General features: G+C 44.7%; 13 protein-coding genes and 2 pseudogenes. 9 read left to right on the top strand and 6 right to left on the bottom strand.

Annotated elements, in window-relative coordinates:
• Positions 1–19 precede the first annotated feature (19 nt).
• The 4 genes from rpoB to HWQ41_RS17820 all read left to right on the top strand — a co-directional run bounded on the left by rpoB (position 20) and on the right by HWQ41_RS17820 (position 11,072).
• A complete protein-coding gene (rpoB, locus tag HWQ41_RS17805; protein WP_292765447.1) occupies positions 20–3,319 on the top strand; it encodes a DNA-directed RNA polymerase subunit beta in 3,300 nt (1,099 codons plus the stop codon).
• 137 nt (positions 3,320–3,456) lie between these two features.
• Complete coding sequence (locus HWQ41_RS17810; RefSeq protein ID WP_292765450.1) at positions 3,457–5,334, top strand: DNA-directed RNA polymerase subunit gamma; 1,878 nt, start codon at positions 3,457–3,459, stop codon at positions 5,332–5,334.
• Between the two features lie 113 nt (positions 5,335–5,447).
• Positions 5,448–9,497 (top strand): DNA-directed RNA polymerase subunit beta'', encoded by a 4,050-nt coding sequence (locus HWQ41_RS17815; protein WP_292765453.1) that lies wholly within the window; start codon positions 5,448–5,450, stop codon positions 9,495–9,497.
• Positions 9,498–9,743: 246 nt separating this feature from the next.
• On the top strand, positions 9,744–11,072 hold the full coding sequence (locus HWQ41_RS17820) for a hypothetical protein (protein WP_292765455.1): 1,329 nt from the start codon (positions 9,744–9,746) through the stop codon (positions 11,070–11,072).
• 156 nt (positions 11,073–11,228) lie between these two features.
• Here the strand turns inward: HWQ41_RS17820 and HWQ41_RS17825 are convergent, their stop codons facing one another.
• The 4 genes from HWQ41_RS17825 to HWQ41_RS17840 form a co-directional block, all read right to left on the bottom strand.
• Positions 11,229–11,666 (bottom strand): response regulator, encoded by a 438-nt coding sequence (locus HWQ41_RS17825; RefSeq protein WP_292765458.1) that lies wholly within the window; start codon positions 11,664–11,666, stop codon positions 11,229–11,231.
• A 102-nt stretch (positions 11,667–11,768) separates the two neighbouring features.
• Positions 11,769–12,203, bottom strand: coding sequence for a response regulator (locus tag HWQ41_RS17830; protein ID WP_292765462.1), 435 nt, complete (start codon positions 12,201–12,203; stop codon positions 11,769–11,771).
• A 461-nt stretch (positions 12,204–12,664) separates the two neighbouring features.
• Positions 12,665–14,032 (bottom strand): DUF3370 domain-containing protein, encoded by a 1,368-nt coding sequence (locus tag HWQ41_RS17835; protein ID WP_292765465.1) that lies wholly within the window; start codon positions 14,030–14,032, stop codon positions 12,665–12,667.
• A 40-nt stretch (positions 14,033–14,072) separates the two neighbouring features.
• Complete coding sequence (locus HWQ41_RS17840; protein ID WP_292765468.1) at positions 14,073–14,606, bottom strand: peptidase C15; 534 nt, start codon at positions 14,604–14,606, stop codon at positions 14,073–14,075.
• 58 nt (positions 14,607–14,664) lie between these two features.
• On the opposite strand from HWQ41_RS17840, the gene hisH reads away from it, so the two are divergent.
• Positions 14,665–15,300 carry an imidazole glycerol phosphate synthase subunit HisH gene (hisH, locus tag HWQ41_RS17845; protein ID WP_292765471.1) on the top strand — a complete coding sequence of 212 codons (636 nt, stop codon included), beginning with the start codon at positions 14,665–14,667 and terminating at the stop codon, positions 15,298–15,300.
• A 94-nt stretch (positions 15,301–15,394) separates the two neighbouring features.
• A complete protein-coding gene (gene rsmD, locus HWQ41_RS17850; protein ID WP_292765473.1) occupies positions 15,395–15,979 on the top strand; it encodes a 16S rRNA (guanine(966)-N(2))-methyltransferase RsmD in 585 nt (194 codons plus the stop codon).
• A 69-nt stretch (positions 15,980–16,048) separates the two neighbouring features.
• On the opposite strand, the gene petG is transcribed toward rsmD, so the two are convergent.
• A complete protein-coding gene (gene petG / locus HWQ41_RS17855; RefSeq protein WP_063721252.1) occupies positions 16,049–16,162 on the bottom strand; it encodes a cytochrome b6-f complex subunit V in 114 nt (37 codons plus the stop codon).
• 210 nt (positions 16,163–16,372) lie between these two features.
• Here petG and HWQ41_RS17860 point away from each other — a divergent pair, with 210 nt between their 5' ends.
• Positions 16,373–16,747, top strand: coding sequence for a cytochrome c (locus HWQ41_RS17860; protein WP_292765476.1), 375 nt, complete (start codon positions 16,373–16,375; stop codon positions 16,745–16,747).
• A 504-nt stretch (positions 16,748–17,251) separates the two neighbouring features.
• Positions 17,252–18,049: a peptidylprolyl isomerase gene (locus HWQ41_RS17865; protein WP_292765478.1), complete on the top strand. Its 798-nt coding sequence runs from the start codon at positions 17,252–17,254 to the stop codon at positions 18,047–18,049.
• Positions 18,050–18,298: 249 nt separating this feature from the next.
• Here the strand turns inward: HWQ41_RS17865 and HWQ41_RS17870 are convergent.
• Positions 18,299–18,495: pseudogene (locus tag HWQ41_RS17870) on the bottom strand (hypothetical protein); the annotation flags it as partial.
• A gap of 93 nt (positions 18,496–18,588) precedes the next feature.
• Between HWQ41_RS17870 and HWQ41_RS17875 the strand changes: the two are divergent.
• Positions 18,589–18,765, top strand: a pseudogene (locus HWQ41_RS17875) (IS630 family transposase); the annotation flags it as partial.
• Between the last annotated feature and the right edge of the window lie 183 nt (positions 18,766–18,948).

The following is an 18,948-nucleotide window of genomic DNA, read 5'->3' on the forward strand; positions in this document are numbered from 1 at the left end:
GGTTGACAAAGGTAGAGGCATGACTAAAGAAACATATATGGAACCGGCCTTTCTGTTGCCCGACTTGATTGAAATCCAGCGGTCAAGCTTTCGCTGGTTTTTGGAAGAAGGGCTGATAGAAGAGCTTAACTCCTTTAGTCCGATCACAGATTATACGGGCAAATTAGAACTGCACTTTTTGGGTCATAACTACAAACTCAAGGAGCCAAAGTACAGCGTCGAAGAAGCCAAACGGCGGGACAGTACCTATGCCGTCCAAATGTATGTTCCTACACGCCTGATTAACAAAGAAACCGGGGAAATCAAAGAGCAAGAGGTATTTATTGGGGATTTGCCTTTGATGACCGATCGCGGCACGTTTATTATTAATGGAGCCGAGCGGGTAATTGTCAACCAAATAGTGCGATCGCCAGGAGTCTACTACAAATCAGAAATAGACAAAAACGGACGGCGCACTTATTCAGCTAGCTTAATTCCCAACCGGGGCGCATGGCTGAAATTTGAAACAGACCGTAACGATTTGGTGTGGGTACGTATCGACAAAACCCGCAAACTCTCAGCACAGGTACTACTAAAAGCTTTAGGGTTATCAGATAACGAAATCTTTGACGCCTTACGTCATCCAGAATATTTCCAAAAAACCATCGAAAAAGAAGGGCAATTCTCTGAAGAAGAAGCCTTGATGGAGTTATATCGGAAACTGCGCCCTGGTGAACCACCTACGGTGTTAGGCGGACAACAACTCCTCGACTCCCGTTTCTTTGACCCGAAACGTTATGACCTTGGTCGCGTCGGACGGTACAAGCTCAACAAAAAATTGCGCCTTTCTGTCCCCGACACAATGCGTGTGCTGACTGCTGGCGATATTTTGGCAGCCGTGGATTACCTGATTAACCTAGAATACGATATTGGTAATATCGACGACATTGACCACTTAGGGAATCGTCGGGTGAGAAGCGTCGGTGAATTGCTGCAAAACCAAGTGCGGGTAGGCTTAAATCGCCTAGAGAGAATAATTCGGGAACGGATGACCGTATCTGATGCGGAAGTGCTGACCCCTGCTTCCTTGGTGAACCCCAAACCACTGGTAGCAGCAATTAAAGAATTCTTTGGTTCCAGCCAGTTAAGTCAGTTCATGGATCAAACCAATCCCCTAGCAGAACTGACCCACAAACGCCGACTGAGTGCCCTTGGCCCTGGTGGTTTAACCCGCGAACGCGCTGGGTTTGCTGTGCGAGATATCCATCCTAGTCACTATGGACGCATTTGCCCCATTGAGACACCAGAAGGCCCCAACGCCGGATTAATTGGCTCCTTAGCAACACATGCACGGGTAAACCTGTATGGCTTCTTAGAAACGCCATTTAGACCTGTGGAAAATGGCCGAGTCAGATTTGACCTGCCTCCAGCCTACATGACAGCCGATGAAGAAGACGATTTGCGGGTTGCTCCGGGAGATATTCCTGTAGATGAAACTGGGCACATTATTGGGCCACAAGTGCCAGTCCGGTATCGCCAAGAATTTTCCACCACAACACCAGAACAGGTGGACTACGTAGCAGTATCTCCCGTACAGATTGTGTCGGTAGCGACCAGCATGATTCCCTTCTTGGAGCATGATGACGCTAACCGAGCGCTGATGGGGTCGAACATGCAACGGCAAGCAGTACCCCTACTCAAGCCAGAACGTCCTCTGGTGGGTACTGGTTTGGAAGCCCAAGGAGCAAGAGACTCCGGGATGGTGGTTGTATCGCGTACCGATGGTGATGTCACCTATGTGGATGCCACAGAAATTCGTGTGCGTCCGAAACCAGCAACCCCGGAAATTAAATACACTCTTTCCAAGTACCAACGTTCCAACCAAGACACCTGTTTAAATCAGAAACCTCTCGTCCGCATTGGTGAGCGGGTTGTTGCTGGTCAGGTGTTGGCTGATGGCTCCTCCACCGAAGGCGGTGAATTGGCGCTAGGACAAAATATTGTAGTTGCTTATATGCCTTGGGAAGGCTACAACTACGAAGACGCAATTTTAATTTCTGAAAGACTGGTGCAGGATGATGTCTACACCTCAATTCACATTGAAAAATATGAAATTGAAGCTAGACAGACGAAATTGGGGCCAGAAGAAATCACCAGAGAAATTCCCAACGTTGGGGAAGATGCCTTGCGTCAGTTGGATGAACAGGGAATCATTCGCATTGGGGCATGGGTAGAAGCTGGAGATATACTGGTAGGAAAAGTCACACCAAAAGGTGAATCTGACCAACCGCCAGAAGAAAAACTGTTGCGTGCCATTTTCGGTGAGAAAGCAAGGGATGTGCGGGACAATTCTCTGCGAGTACCAAACGGTGAAAAAGGTCGTGTAGTTGATGTGCGCTTGTTTACTCGTGAACAAGGCGATGAACTGCCACCAGGAGCCAATATGGTAGTCCGGGTGTATGTTGCCCAAAAACGCAAAATCCAAGTTGGTGACAAAATGGCAGGACGCCACGGTAATAAAGGGATTATTTCTCGGATATTACCAGCAGAAGATATGCCTTATTTGCCCGATGGTTCACCAGTGGACATCGTACTTAACCCCTTGGGTGTACCCAGTCGGATGAACGTCGGACAAGTATTTGAGTGCCTCTTGGGTTGGGCTGGTCAGACCTTGGGAGTGCGATTTAAGATTACTCCCTTTGACGAAATGTACGGTGAAGAGTCATCCCGCCGAATCGTGCATGGCAAATTGCAAGAAGCACGGGACGAAACAGGCAAAGACTGGGTATATAACCCAGATGACCCAGGCAAAATCATGGTGTTTGATGGTCGTACAGGCGAACCTTTTGACCGAGCAATCACTATCGGTGTGGCTTACATGCTGAAACTGGTGCATTTGGTGGATGATAAGATTCACGCCCGTTCCACAGGCCCATACTCACTGGTGACTCAGCAACCTTTGGGTGGTAAAGCCCAACAAGGTGGTCAGAGGTTTGGTGAAATGGAAGTGTGGGCATTGGAAGCCTTTGGTGCAGCTTACACCTTACAGGAATTGCTCACAGTCAAATCTGACGATATGCAAGGACGGAATGAAGCCCTAAATGCGATCGTTAAAGGTAAGGCAATTCCTCGACCTGGAACCCCAGAGTCCTTTAAGGTGCTAATGCGCGAGTTGCAATCATTGGGGTTAGACATTGCCGTACACAAGGTAGAAACCCAAGCAGACGGCAGTTCCCTAGATGTGGAAGTCGATTTGATGGCAGACCAATCAGCCCGTCGCACACCTCCTCGACCAACATACGAATCTCTTTCCCGCGAATCGCTGGAAGATGACGAATAAGGAGTGCTGAGTGCTGAGTGCTGATTGCTGAGTATTAAAAAACTCAGTAATTAGTATTTAGCACTCGGATCTCTCTTAATTCAAACCTTAAAACTAAATATACTCAAAACTCATAACTCGGAACTCAGTACTTAAGTATGAGACCTGCCCAAACTAATCAGTTTGACTACGTAAAAATCGGCTTGGCTTCCCCTGAACGCATTCGACAGTGGGGCGAGAGAACATTGCCCAATGGTCAGGTAGTTGGTGAAGTTACCAAGCCAGAGACGATTAATTACCGAACTCTCAAGCCAGAGATGGATGGCCTATTTTGTGAGCGCATCTTTGGCCCCGCGAAAGATTGGGAATGCCATTGTGGCAAGTATAAAAGAGTCCGTCACAGAGGTATTGTCTGTGAGCGCTGTGGGGTAGAAGTCACCGAGTCACGGGTACGTCGCCACCGCATGGGCTATATTAAACTCGCCGCACCAGTAGCTCACGTCTGGTATCTCAAAGGCATTCCTAGCTATATTTCCATCCTGTTGGATATGCCCTTGCGGGATGTCGAGCAGATTGTCTATTTCAACTCTTATGTTGTCCTGAGTCCAGGTAATGCCGAAACTTTAACTTACAAACAGCTGCTGAGTGAAGACCAGTGGTTGGAAATAGAAGACCAAATTTATAGCGAAGATTCTCTGCTACAGGGCGTAGAGGTAGGTATTGGTGCTGAAGCACTGTTACGCTTGCTTGCCGATATCAATTTAGAGCAAGAAGCCGAAAGCCTACGGGAAGAAATTGGCAACGCCAAGGGACAAAAGAGAGCCAAGCTAATTAAGCGACTGCGGGTGATTGACAACTTTATCGCCACTGGTTCCAAACCAGAGTGGATGGTAATGGCAGTTATTCCCGTGATTCCCCCCGACTTGCGCCCAATGGTGCAACTAGATGGCGGACGGTTTGCCACCAGCGATTTGAATGATTTGTATCGGCGAGTAATTAACCGCAACAATCGTTTGGCACGCTTGCAAGAAATTTTGGCACCAGAGATTATTGTGCGGAATGAAAAGCGGATGCTGCAAGAAGCAGTGGATGCTTTGATTGACAATGGTCGTCGGGGACGCACTGTGGTAGGGGCAAATAACCGACCCCTAAAATCTTTGTCCGACATTATTGAGGGTAAGCAAGGACGTTTCCGACAAAACTTGTTAGGTAAACGGGTTGATTACTCTGGACGTTCTGTAATTGTTGTCGGGCCAAAGCTGAAAATTCACCAGTGCGGTTTGCCTAGAGAAATGGCAATTGAGCTATTTCAACCATTTGTGATTAATCGCCTGATTCGTAGCGGTATGGTGAATAACATCAAAGCTGCTAAAAAGCTGATATCGCGTAATGACCCCAGTGTCTGGGATGTGTTGGAAGAGGTGATTGAAGGACACCCGGTGATGCTAAATCGGGCACCAACATTGCATCGCTTGGGTATTCAGTCTTTTGAACCGATTTTAGTAGAAGGTAGAGCGATTCAACTGCATCCTCTGGTGTGTCCAGCGTTTAACGCCGACTTTGATGGCGACCAGATGGCGGTACACGTCCCGCTGTCGTTAGAAAGTCAGGCTGAAGCGCGGTTGCTGATGTTGGCTTCTAACAATATTTTGTCACCAGCTACAGGTAAACCCATCATCACGCCCAGCCAAGATATGGTGTTGGGGGCCTATTACTTAACAGCAGAAAATCCCGGTGCGACAAAAGGCGCAGGAAAGTACTTTTATTCGCTGGATGACGTAATTATGGCTTTCCAGCAAGAGCAAATTGACTTGCACGCCTATATTTACGTGCGGTTTGACGGTGAAATAGAATCAGATCAACCGGATACAGAACCCCTGGAAGTGACGGAAAACGACGATGGTAGCCGGACATTACTCTATAAGTTCCGCCGAGTCAGACAAGACGCTAAGGGCAATGTAATTTCTCAGTATATATACACAACTCCTGGTCGTGTTATTTATAACAACGCTATTCAGGAAGCACTTGCTAGTTAATTCGTAATTCGTAATTCGTAATTAATTCTTCAATTACGAATTACGTAGCTTGCTTCTCGCCTTTGGCGAGTATTACGAATTATTAATTATTGATGACTCAGGACTAATGACTAATGACTAACGAAAAAATGATTTTTCGCAATCGCGTAGTTGACAAAGGTCAACTGAGAAATTTAATTTCTTGGGCCTTTACGAATTATGGTACGGCGCGAACCGCAGTGATGGCGGACAAACTGAAAGATTTAGGATTTCGCTACGCTACCAAAGCAGGGGTTTCCATCAGTGTAGATGACTTGATGGTGCCACCAACTAAGCGATTGCTCTTAGAAGCAGCCGAAGAAGAAATTCGCGCCACTGAAATCCGTTACCAACGGGGAGAAATCACCGAAGTAGAACGCTTCCAAAAGGTAATCGATACCTGGAACGGTACCAGTGAAGCCTTGAAAGATGAAGTAGTCGTCCACTTCAAGAAGACTAATCCCCTGAACTCCGTATACATGATGGCATTCTCCGGGGCACGGGGTAACATCTCTCAAGTCCGGCAGTTGGTGGGGATGCGGGGACTGATGGCAGATCCTCAAGGCGAAATTATCGATTTGCCCATCAAAACCAACTTCCGTGAAGGACTAACTGTAACGGAATATATTATTTCGTCTTACGGTGCCAGAAAAGGATTGGTGGATACTGCCTTGCGGACGGCTGACTCTGGTTATCTCACCCGCCGTTTGGTGGACGTGTCCCAGGATGTGATTATTCGGGAATTTGACTGCGGCACCACCAGAGGTCTTACCGTGGGACCAATGACAGAAGGTGCCAAAACCTTGATTCCTCTAGCAACCCGCTTGATGGGACGGGTAATTGGCGAAGATGTGGTGCATCCAGTCACAAAAGAAGTAATTGCACCACGCAATTCCCCAGTTTCTGAGGACTTGGCGAAGAAAATTGAAAAATCTGGGGTGGCACAAGTTGTGCTGCGATCGCCCCTAACTTGTGAAGCTGCACGTTCTGTCTGTCAACACTGCTACGGCTGGAGTTTAGCCCACGCCAAAATGGTGGACTTGGGCGAAGCTGTGGGGATTATTGCCGCCCAAAGTATCGGCGAACCTGGCACTCAGTTAACCATGCGGACATTCCACACAGGTGGTGTCTTTACTGGAGAAGTGGCGCAACAAGTTCGTTCTAAAATCGATGGTACTGTCAAGCTTCCCCGCAAACTGAAGACCAGAACATATCGTACCCGCCACGGGGAAGATGCCCTGTATGTTGAGGCTAATGGCATCCTGCTTTTGGAACCAACAAAAGTAGGTGATGTTACCCCAGACAACCAAGAGGTTCATCTTACTCAAGGTTCAACACTATATGTATTTGATGGAAATAAGGTAAAACAAGGTCAGTTGTTGGCAGAGGTTGCCCTCGGTGGACGCACAACTCGGACTAATACAGAAAAAGCAGTTAAAGATGTCGCCTCTGACTTGGCAGGAGAAGTGCAATTTGCCGAAGTAGTTCCAGAACAAAAAACCGACCGTCAAGGTAATACCACAACTACAGCCGCACGCGGTGGCTTAATTTGGATTTTGTCTGGGGAAGTTTACAACTTGCCACCTGGCGCAGAATTAATTGTCAAAAATGGTGATGCGATCGCCTCTAATGGAGTTTTAGCAGAAACCAAGTTAACCACTTTGCACGGCGGTGTGGTGCGCTTGCCCGAAGCTACTCCAGGTAAGAGTACCAGGGAAATTGAGATTATCACCGCTTCTGTGGTACTAGACCAGGCAACAGTAACAGTCCAAAGTTCCCAAGGTCGCAATAATTACTTAGTCTCCACTGGCAACAACCAGGTATTTAACCTCCGAGCTACTCCAGGCACAAAAGTGCAAAATGGTCAAGTAGTGGCCGAGTTAATTGATGACCGTTATCGCACAAACACTGGTGGATTTTTGAAATTCGCGGGTGTAGAAGTCCAGAAAAAAGGCAAAGCCAAGCTGGGTTATGAAGTCGTGCAGGGCGGTACCCTTTTGTGGATTCCCGAAGAAAGCCACGAAGTCAATAAAGATATCTCCTTACTGTTGGTAGAAGACGGTCAATTTGTGGAAGCTGGCACCGAGGTGGTGAAGGATATCTTCTGCCAAAACAGCGGTGTGGTAGAAGTCACCCAGAAAAACGACATCCTGCGGGAAGTTGTGGTGAAGCCAGGGGAACTGCTAATGGTGGACGATCCAGAAGCAGTCATCGGTCGAGATAACACCTTCATCCAACCAGGCGAGGAGTTTCAAGGCAGTGTCGCCACGGAGTTGCGCTATATCCAGTATGTGGAGACACCAGAAGGGCCTGCCCTGTTGAGTCGTCCGGTAGTTGAGTTTGCTGTACCGGATAATCCAGATGTGCCATCAACTACATCTATAAGTCAACAAACCGGGCGATCGATTCAGTTGCGGGCTGTGCAGAGACTGCCTTACAAAGATTCGGAACGCGTCAAGTCAGTTGAAGGTGTGGAACTGCTGCGAACCCAGCTAGTGCTGGAAATTGAGCAAGAAGGGGAACAAGACCATAATGCTTCGCCGCTAGCAGCGGATATTGAATTGGTACAGGATACCGAAGACTCAGAAGTTCAACGCTTGCAACTGGTGATTTTGGAGTCCTTGGTAATTCGTCGAGACATTACCGCTGATGCCACCCAAGGTAGCACCCAGACGACACTTGAGGTACAAGATGGACTAACCATTGCCCCCGGTTCTGTAGTCGCACGTACCCAAATCTTGTGTAAAGAAGGGGGGGAAGTGCGGGGCGTCAAAAAAGGAACCGAAAACGTGCGTCGCTGCTTGGTGTTGCGCGACGTTGACAGGCTCATCACTAATACTAGTACTCAGCCCAAGGTGAAAGTGGGTGACTTGCTAGTAGAAGGTGCAGAAGTTGCTCCTGGAGTTTTTGCCCCAGAATCAGGGCAAGTAGTGGATATCAAAAGTGCCCCTGCTGCATCTGGTGGGGAATCATCTCTGAGTACTAAAAACTACGTTATTACTACCCGCATCGGTCGCCCTTATCGAGTCAGCCCTGGTGCTGTGTTGCAGATAGAAGACAGCGATTTGGTACAACGGGGTGATAACTTGGTATTGTTGGTGTTTGAACGTGCCAAAACCGGAGATATTATTCAAGGTTTGCCTCGGATTGAGGAACTGCTCGAAGCTCGTAAACCGAAAGAAGCGTGCATTTTATGTCGCCGGGCGGGTGAAGTTAAGGTAGTTTACGGGGATGGTGGTGATGAAGCGATCGCCATCAAGGTCGTAGAATCAAATGGCGTGGTAACAGATTATCCTCTAGGCCCAGGACAAAATTTGATTGTGCCAGATGGAGCGACTGTGTTAGCAGGACAACCGTTGACCGATGGGCCATCCAACCCCCACGAAATTTTGGAAATCTTCTTTAGCCTGGGTTCCGAAGACGGAGTTTATGCTTGTGCTAGCCATGCTTTACAGAAGGTACAGACATTCTTGGTGAATGAAGTGCAAATGGTGTATCAATCTCAGGGGATTGATATTTCTGATAAACACATTGAAGTAATTGTTCGCCAGATGACCAACAAAGTCCGGATTGATGATGGTGGTGACACCACCATGCTTCCCGGCGAATTGGTAGAACTGCGCCAAGTTGAGCAGGTGAACGAAGCTATGGCAATTACAGGCGGTGCTAGGGCACAGTATACCCCAGTATTGTTGGGGATCACCAAAGCATCGTTGAACACCGACAGCTTTATTTCTGCCGCATCCTTCCAAGAAACAACACGAGTACTTACCGAAGCAGCTATCGAAGGCAAATCCGACTGGCTGCGCGGATTAAAAGAAAACGTGATTATCGGGCGATTGATTCCGGCTGGTACTGGGTACAATACCTATGATGAACCCGGTGCGATCGATGATTATGCTGCTGAGATTAGCAGTAGTGTCTTGGATGAAGTTGATGACCCCCTGGATATGGTCTTAGATGACCGCACAGCTCGCACTTATAATTTAGATTCTCCGACTCTTGGGGAATCTGGTTTTGGTAGCAGACGTGCAGAAAGGTCAATCCTAGAGGAAGAAGATGAATTAATTGCCGATGAAGTCGCAGACGACGACGATTTCGAGGAAGAAGAGGAAGACGAGGAAGATGATTTTGACGAAGAGTAGAGACTTGAAATTTCACGTCTCTATATAAAAGGTAAAAAATAAAAAGGCAAAAGAAAATCTTCTTTTGCCTTTTTATTTTGCTCTCTAAAAACATGTAATCACCTTGTGTGATGCCTTGTATCTAATTTAAGAGAAGCTTGACGGCTAAATCCGCTAAGTACACGTCACCATAAATCTAGCTATTGCTAGATGCTGTAATTCTCTCAAAGGCTATAATCTACATCTGTTGCACCGAGAGATTAACTTGTGGATGCCATATTAGAACGATCGCACCAATTAAAACAAGCCTTAGTTGATTTTGTCCTGGATGCTGAAGGTGAACTTGCACAAGCACTGGAAACTTATGCAGCAGCACAGTTGCGCCGTGGAAGTGGGGATAGTACACAGCAGGACTTAATTATCGATAGCTTTCTGACAGCAGGGAAAGTTGGTGATAAGTCACCATTAGAGTTGTTTATCGCCAGCCATCCAAATTTAGACCAGAGCGATCGCAAGCTGATCAACAGCTGGCATCATAGTTTTATTGGCTTATTTGCCATCACTAACATCCTAGCTGATGGTTTTGAGTTGACGAACTGGTTGACAGATAAACGCTACATCGTCAAGCCAAATAATACTCAAACATTACAGGCAATATCTCGGTTGAAACCAGGAGAAATCTTACTAACTCGCATTTCTCCTGTCACCGATAGCTACTGGATGTTTTCTGGCCCCTACACAATAATGGGTAAATTAGGTAAACCAAAACTTGCTGTAGCAATTGGTAATTTCAAAGAGAACTATAAAAGTAATCTTTATAGCGATGCTCCAGACTTGCTAGAAGAAGCTTGGCAGTCAGTAGGACAATATCATCAGCAGTTTATGGACTTTTTTGGCACTGATGAAATCACACTATCTGGATACCAGCTTAATAAAAAAATAGCGGAATTTCAAGAAATAATTACTGAAAAAAGCTTCGCAGCAGCAGGAATTGATACTTCCAAATCATTGGCTGAAGTGGCAGAAGCAGCTGGCATCACAGACGAGGAAATCAAAGAAGCAGCACAAGAATTTGGTGCTGACTCAAATGCCGTTTCTCAGATGTTTAACAGCAAAAGCGGCAATAGCAAAATGGTTATGCCAAAGGTTGATTTACCTGCCGAACTCAGGAAAGCAGAACAGGTAACGGCTCTTTCTCATCCCCGTTGGGGACAAATGTTTTTACCAACATATAGTAAGGTACAAGTAATCTTATCCACAGAGGACTGGCAAAGTATTCAAGGGGCTGAAAAATTAATTCGCTACTATCTCGAAGATAAAAGTATTAACGCCTTTATCTGGTATCGGTTAGCGCAACAGTATCCAACTCAATTAGAAAAGGTGTTGCAGAAATATCTGCAACGTCCAGAGTTTCACATTGAAAGTGACTTAAATACTCTTTTGCAAGAATTCAATAAACCTATTGAGCCAGAGTTACCAGAAATTGCTAGTGTCCCTATACATTTACACAACTTATTTCAAGAAGCTTTAGGAGAAGTTAACAAATCTAAGCCCAAGGGTAAAGGGCAAAAAAAGTCAGCAAAAGGTTTTCAATAAGGTTAACAGATATATGCAACATCTCACTCTACTCACTTAGGGTTATATGGTTTCCAAAGCAGAGTCGTTTGTAGGAGCGTACAGCTAGCTGTACGCTCCAAGCCTCTATTGGGTAAAATCAGTGTCAAAAACGAGATAAAAACCAGATAGTTAGATTTAAACATCGCTAGATAACAGGTGAACAATCTCATCTACGATTTCCTCTGGACTCTCAAGCTTGACTAGAAATCGATTAAAGCCAGCATTCAAAGCCTTATGACTTGAGACCTCCCGTGTATAAGAAGTGATAGCGATCGCAGGCAACTCTCTTAGGGATGGGCAAGAATGTACTCGAATTTGCTCAATTAACCAATTTCCATCATGATCGGGTAACTTCATATTGCACAGCAGAATATCGGGATGAAGTGATTCTACCAAAGCAAGCGCTGCTTCTGCATCGGTTAAAGCCATCACCTCTGCACCTGCTGCTTCCAAAATGAAGATGAGTAAATCTGCAATATCTGGCTCATCCTCTACCAGTAAGATCAGGGTTCCAATAAGGTGCTGGAGCGAATTTAACTCACTTTCTTGATTGATTTTTTGATCCGTTGTCATACCGTCCTTTTATTGCCTGCTATAGTCTGCTACTTCTATTGCAATGCATGGAGCGGAATAAGTATTCACCCTAAATACACAAACTTGGGGTGAAAAGCCTTATCAATATGAAGAAGTTAATTCACCGATCAACATTGACCGTCCTGTTAGGTAAGCGATCGCCCCGACCAACTCATCTATGTCCACAGGCTTTAATAACCATTGATCAAACCTTGTTTCCGACTCCAGAAATCCAGCTTCTAACTCTTCGAGTGCCGTGACTGCTATAACGGGAGTGGATTTGTCCAGCCTATCTTCGATTTGCCGGATCTGACGTAGCAGCGAATAACCATCTTCACCGGGCATGGCAATGTCACTAAGTACTAAATCTGGGCTAAGTTGGACAAACGCTTCTAAGGCTTGATGTACCGTGAAAGTTGAATGAACTTCGATCCCATACAACTCAAGCAAACAAGTCATCCAGGCACAGGAATCGAGGTCATCATCGACCACTAGTACTCGCAATCCGTCCAGCGTAGAAGTGTCAGGAATGGGCATACCAGGAGCCTCACTCTAAGTGAATGTCACAGTATCTAACGATAATTTAATAATTAGTGCATTTTTCATAGAAAAATAAGATTTCCATAATTTTACTTAACATTGTGCAACGCAATTCTCAGAATTTAGCGGCTCGAACAGACGGCGTAGGAATCCAGATAATTATACGATATGGTTTCCATAAGTAAAGTGCTGTTTTCCGTAATAGTGTAAGTCCAGCGCTTTGCAATTATAATTATAAGTATTTAGCTGACCCTGATTTATCGTTATTGTCGAATCACAAAAAACTTAAAATAATTTTTATATATTTAAATTTCTTAATATTTACTCTAATATTTTTAGGTTTTGGCGATGTCTACGACGGGCTACGCCTACGTGTTTTTGTAGTATTCACAAAGTTGACTAATATTCTTTGGTAATAGGTAATTGGAGAAAAGCTATTACCCATTACCCATAAGTCATTACCGAGGTTCAGCTTGGGTTGAGACTGTTAATACTTGCGGTGGTGTGGCATCTGGGGGATAGAGAAAATCTACTTCTACTAAAGAGCGATCGCCTGGCTTGATATTTAATAAAACTAACGATTCCCCTGGTTGACCTCTCTTTTGCACTAAATGCACAAACTGAGTTTGCGGCTGACCTTGGTCATCTTTGTAACGTACCCGCACCGTTCCTCTAAAGAATACTTGACGGGCTGGTGTACTCAAAAAGCGTAACCCCGGTTTTCCCAACTGATCCTCTTTGAGTGGCGTTTGCATGGACACACTCACAATTTGAGGACTTTGAGTATTATTGTATAGTGGCAACTTGAGACTATATTGAACTCCGTAGTTGCCGTGAGCGCGATATGCGGTGTCAGGATAGCGCACCAGCATGTTAGCACTTTGAATTTGACCAGTTCCTAAGGTATCACCATGCAGGGTGCTTAGAGCGTAGGAAAACACTTGACCAGGCTGGGGAATAGTTAGATACCTAACTTTGGGATTATCTACTAATAAGGCTCTCCATTGGGAACCACCAGCTACTCCGGCTACACGCCCATAAACTATAGGCTTGCCAGTTTCCTCAAGGGGAGTAGGAGTTTTATCCCGTGGCCCAGCCAAATCACCATTATCTAGTAAATTTTGCCATTCTTCTAAAGTAGGCGATCGCTCACTACCATCGGAATTCACCCGTGCAAACATAGCTAGGCTAGCCGCATAAACAGTACCATTACTTTGCAGTCGCATCAACGTAGACCGACCATTCAGAGGTGGTGTGAGTCCCTGCACAGGAATTGGTAAATTTAGTAACATCCGACTTTGCCCTGGTGGAATCTCAATTTGGGCAGGGAAAATCTCTTGTCGTTTTCCTCTAAGCACATCAGACATAACGCGATCGCCTGGCCCAGCAAAAACTGTACCTAAAAGATTTTGACTAAAAGATGGTAACTGAATAAATGGTGCATCCGGTTGACTCAAATAACTCGCCGCCTGCAAAATATTTACCTTCACTGCTTCAGAACCAGGATTATGCAGAATTATTCCTAAATAAAGAGAACGCAAATTCTCTGGTGGTTCAGCCTTCGCAATGTGGTGGGCAAAAATATCAAATCGCCCCCGAAACGGAAAATTCAAATGCGCCGTTGGCACTTTTTTACCATTTGGTGGAAAAGTGGAGAGTAAAATCCCTTCTTTCAATACCAACTCTGGACTATTACTGTTAAATGTTGGCACTGTATCCAATTGGCCTGGTAAAGGACGTACTTCTTGTGGTTGCACCACTTCTTCAGGCGGTGGTGTGGCAGGAGTTGTTTGGCCAAGCAGAAAATTTAGTAACAATGGCAACATAAATTTAAATATTTTCTCCACCATACAGACGCCGACAAATTTATGAAAGTGCCAGTTTGTTAATAATTAATACGAAATCTGCAAGTATCCCGCTCAAATTTTCTTGATTAAGAACCGGAACGTGAACAAAAATACAACGCGCCGTGAGTTGGTTTTGGCTTAAGTAGTCCAGCACTGAATAGTAAACACCTTCTGGTGCGTCCGCTACGCGAACACAGACAAACTTACCGCAGTCGTGGCTAATCTCAATTGCCACTGCTCCCGCGACTAATTCCTCAAAATCAACTTCTGTCTGCAAAACAATTTCTTTCCAGCTAGCACCTGCTTCCACACTTAATTGTGTACGGCTTGCAGCCATACCACAACAGATGATGTAATCAGGTTGGATTGCATTGATTTTTTCAATTACCCGATCACTGGCAAGTTGCACATCTACGGGTAACTGGTGCAAAAAAGTTAAGTCATGGGGGAGCAACTCAAGTTTGGTAACTTCTAGTAATAAACCATCAGAATAATTTGACTGTTGATTCTTTAGCGAAATATCAAAATAAGTTAATAGAATTCTTTTCTTCATAACAAATATTATTTAGAATAGAAAAACCCTCCATAATAAATTTACAAGGAGCAGGTAAATGCCAGTTATTGCGGTCGTAGACTACGAGATGGGAAATTTGCACTCAGTCTGCAAAGGCTTGGAAAAATCTGGGGCAACTCCTAATGTTACTTATTCTCCAAAGGAATTAGAGCAGGCAGATGCAATAGTCTTACCAGGAGTGGGAGCATTTGATCCAGCAGTGCAACACCTGCGAGCGCGTGGTTTGGAACAACCTATTAAAGAAGCGATCGCATCTGGTAAACCTTTCTTAGGAATTTGTTTAGGATTGCAAATTCTCTTTGAATCAAGTGCAGAAGGTACCCAACCAGGACTGGGAATTATCAAAGGAAAAGTGCGGCGGTTTCGTCCAGAACCTGACATCACTATTCCTCACATGGGTTGGAATCAACTGGAAGTGACTCAGCCAAAAAGTATTTTATGGGAGCATTTACCATCTGCTCCTTGGGTGTATTTTGTCCATTCCTACTATGTTGACCCAATAGACCCGCTAATCCGTGCAGCAACCGTCACCCACGGTACTCAAACCGTCACAGCTGCGATCGCCCATGAAAACCTGATGGCAGTCCAATTTCACCCCGAAAAATCCTCTAATATCGGATTGCAAATCCTGTCTAATTTTGTTGCTCAAGTCCGCGAAAAAATTCCTGCCTAATACTATTTTTGTCATTTGTACTTTGTTGTTTATCCTTTTTTATTTGTTAATAAATGAAAATGGCTAATGACCAATGATTAACGATTAATGCATCATGAGCCTGAGAATTTACGGGAATCGCCAGCTAAAAACTTTACCAGGAAAAGAAACTAGACCCACCAGTGCGCGGGTAAGGGAGGCAGTCTTTAATATTTGGCAGGGAGAAATTGCAGGTTGTCGCTGGCTAGATTTGTGCGCCGGTACTGGTTCACTGGGCGCAGAGGCTTTGTGTAGAGGAGCCAGCCTAGTAGTGGGAATTGAACAATCGAGCCAAGCCTGTGCCACTATCCAACAAAATTGGCAGCAGGTAGCTAGTGCCGAGCAAGAACTTCGGGTATTGCGGGGAGATATTACCCAGCAGTTAAAGACTTTATCAGGCAAGCAATTCGATAGAATTTACTTTGATCCACCTTATGCCAGTGGATTATATGAGCCAGTTTTAGAAGCGATCGCTCACTATAAACTTTTAGATCCTAGCGGTGAAATCGCAGTTGAACACGCCTCACAAGGTTGGACACCACCAGAGATTCCCACTTGGGAAATTTGCCGCGAGAAAGTTTATGGCAACACATCACTTACTTTTTACACAATTGTGGAGTCAGAGGAGCAGGGGAAGCAGGGGGAGAAGGGGGAGAAATAACTCTGACTCCTGCCTCCTGCCGCAGCACTCAGGACGGGCTAAACGCCCCGCTACCGCTAACAGCACTCCTCATCCCCCCAACTGATTAGGGCGCTTGTATTGCTTATAGGCAGCGTAAAACAGTCCGGCGAGGGTGACGAAAACTAGACCAAGGACAATACCTGATAGCAGGGGTTCAACCACTGTAAATCTCCTCTTTGTAATTATTAAATATTCGTTGCCTGTTTTTGATTTTACCAAATTTGGTATGAATCCTGCGCCCTACAGCCTTTTTAGAGGGTGGCTACCCACAAGAAAATAGTCTTCTGTGCTTGCAGACACAATCAAGAACTTTTAAGCTATGTGTAGGAAATGAAAACTTTTTAGCACACCTAGACTTTCACAGCAAACCTTTTGGATAACCAGATTAGCAAACCTGAAATTTTGATTCAGCGGATCGTTTTATTGACGCTGGCCATACTGCTAGCAGTCCCTTTGGGCTTTTTGGGTGTTCAGTTGGTTCAAGCCTCCGATCCATACGTCAAGAGTGTTCTATCCTTAACAGGAAACCCAGTTCAAGGACACGCCATCTTTCAAATTAACTGTGCTGGTTGTCATGGCTTGGAAGCAGACGGGCGAGTGGGACCCAGTTTGCAAGCTGTTTCAAAGCACAAGTCTCGGTATGGGCTGATTCACCAAGTGATCAGTGGCGAAACACCACCAATGCCAAAATTCCAACCTAGTGCCCAAGAAATGGCGGATCTTTTGAACTATTTAGAGTCGTTGTAGAGGTTAGAATTTTTGGTTGTGGCATACATAAATCCCTCATGGAAAAAGGCAGCATAGCATGTGCTGCCTTTTTCCATCTCTGACAATTTTTAACATACAATGAGAATTTATAGATGTGCAAAGTAAGCGCAGCTTCAGAATGAAACAAAGCTAGAGTTAGAGCGAGTATTTCTACTTAACTAAAAACACCTTTGTTCGGAGAGGGTTATCTCAAAGCATCTAGCTCAGTCTCATAACTTTGTCTTCCAAGTTGCAGTGGCGAGAACTGTCATTAATCATTTTCCTTTGTCCTTGTCTTCACATCTGGTCGTATTTACGTAGAATCTTTGATAAAAACTTATATAAACTGTATATTTTAAAGTATGTTAGCAAGTCACGATTTAATGATTGCGAAACTGAGGTTAGCGTACCTAACTCGGTAGGATTAAGACAAAAGCTCCCAGTGAATCGGCTACGGTTTAGCTTCTTTAACAAACTAGATATTCTTGAGATGCCCGAAAGCTAATGACTGAAGCGATCCAAATCGGTAATCGTACAATCACAGCTAGTGAACTGATTTCCTTACTGGCAAGTTACCAAATGCTGCCACAATTGCAGCGCGAATTGATCATCGATGAGGCGATAGAGCAAAACTCACGCTCCGCGAAGGTAGCAATAGAGTGTACACCAGAGGAAGTAGCCCAAGCTAAACAGCAGTTTTACGCTGAAAAACAGTTAAAAAATGAAGAAGACATCCAGGCTTGGATGGCACATCAACGGCTGACTCCCGATCAACTAGAAGTTATTACCACTCGTAAGCTTAAAATTGAAAAATTCAAGCAAGCCACTTGGGGTAATAAACTGGAATCTTACTTTTTTCAGTCCAAGGCAAAACTAGACAAAGTAATTTATTCCCTACTGCGAACCCAGGATGTGGGAATTGCCCAAGAACTTTACTTCCGGATTCAGGCAAAAGAAAACTTTTTTGCTGACTTGGCGCGGGAATACTCACTTGGGCCAGAAGCCCAAACTGGTGGCTTAGTGGGCCCGATTGAACTGAATGCACTACATCCGGTAATGGTGCAAATGCTCTCTAGCAGTCAACCAGGTCAGATATTACCCCCTACCCGCATCGCTGACTGGTTTGTGATTTTGCGGCTGGAAAAATTTATCCCAGCACAACTGGATGAATTCATGAAAGTGCGCCTGCTGAATGAACTCTTTGAAACCTGGCTACAAGAACAGCAAAAGCAAATCATGTCTGCACCACAAGGGGAGGGAGACACGGGACGACAGGCAGAGGGTGATAAACCTTTAACCTAAGCATAGGAGGTGACTCTCATGCTTGGCATCAAAACCGAAGGTAGGGATCGCTCTGTTAGTTTTCCAGGCTGGACGAGCGATCGCTTTTGATGTTCTTCATATTGTAGGTGTAATTCCACCTGATTAATTATCTAAAGGTGGAATCTCGCCTTTGTCAAGAGAAAAATGGGGCTAGTTAGACTAAAGATCAGAGGTCAAATAGCTTTTTATGTTTTTTAACACATAAATACGAAAATGTCAATCCATAACTAAATTGAAATCTTGAATTTCTAAAATCGAGCCTTTAATAGAAGCTGCCCAGGAATTAGTTAATCTTTGTTCAACCTGATTTTTAATTAAATGAGCCTGATGAGAAAACTTCTAATATTTCGGATATAACTTTTTCGACTAATTAACTCCAACTCATCAACAATTACTAAAGCATCATCATAACGTCCATCAAGAATAAGCTGTTACGCAGCTTGATTGTATAATACTAGATTAAGTATTTAATCCGGTATCAGCCACCTATGCCAGCAAAAAATCATCTTTCCCAAGATAGTCCAGATTATAATTTAATTGAATTGGTTTGGCATTCAGCAAAAGAATATATAGCTCATCGATTGTTCCAGTCAGTATCACAGCTAGAAGAGTTGTTAAATAATTTGCTAAATCAAGGAGGTCTTATTATTAAATGGGAGCGCAAGATTAAAAATAAAGGTAATGCTGTTTATTAAATTTAGCTGCGTAGCAGCTTAGACTTCCTTAAATCCCAAAGTTCTTGAGTCATCGCGATTTATCCAATACTAAATTCAGGATAAACTAAAACCCCCAAGCTGTGATGTAAGCTTGAGGGTTTTAGTTTGAATTATGATCCCTGGCATCGAGCTATTTTTGCGTAGGGCTACCCCTAAACTATC

Source organism: Nostoc sp. NOS(2021), from assembly GCF_017115025.1.
In the GTDB taxonomy this organism is placed as follows: Bacteria; Cyanobacteriota; Cyanobacteriia; order Cyanobacteriales; family Nostocaceae; genus Nostoc.

Bases quoted from the DNA above. Each gene is read 5' to 3' on its own strand.
- HWQ41_RS17840 (WP_292765468.1), bottom strand. From the start codon at position 14,606: ATGAAGAAAAGAATTCTATTAACTTATTTTGATATTTCGCTAAAGAAT.
- HWQ41_RS17815 (WP_292765453.1), top strand. From the start codon at position 5,448: ATGACTAACGAAAAAATGATTTTTCGCAATCGCGTAGTTGACAAAGGT.
- HWQ41_RS17830 (WP_292765462.1), bottom strand. From the start codon at position 12,203: ATGCCCATTCCTGACACTTCTACGCTGGACGGATTGCGAGTACTAGTG.
- rpoB (WP_292765447.1), top strand. From the start codon at position 20: ATGACTAAAGAAACATATATGGAACCGGCCTTTCTGTTGCCCGACTTG.
- HWQ41_RS17825 (WP_292765458.1), bottom strand. From the start codon at position 11,666: ATGACAACGGATCAAAAAATCAATCAAGAAAGTGAGTTAAATTCGCTC.
- hisH (WP_292765471.1), top strand. From the start codon at position 14,665: ATGCCAGTTATTGCGGTCGTAGACTACGAGATGGGAAATTTGCACTCA.
- rsmD (WP_292765473.1), top strand. From the start codon at position 15,395: ATGAGCCTGAGAATTTACGGGAATCGCCAGCTAAAAACTTTACCAGGA.
- HWQ41_RS17810 (WP_292765450.1), top strand. From the start codon at position 3,457: ATGAGACCTGCCCAAACTAATCAGTTTGACTACGTAAAAATCGGCTTG.
- HWQ41_RS17865 (WP_292765478.1), top strand. From the start codon at position 17,252: ATGACTGAAGCGATCCAAATCGGTAATCGTACAATCACAGCTAGTGAA.
- HWQ41_RS17835 (WP_292765465.1), bottom strand. From the start codon at position 14,032: ATGTTGCCATTGTTACTAAATTTTCTGCTTGGCCAAACAACTCCTGCC.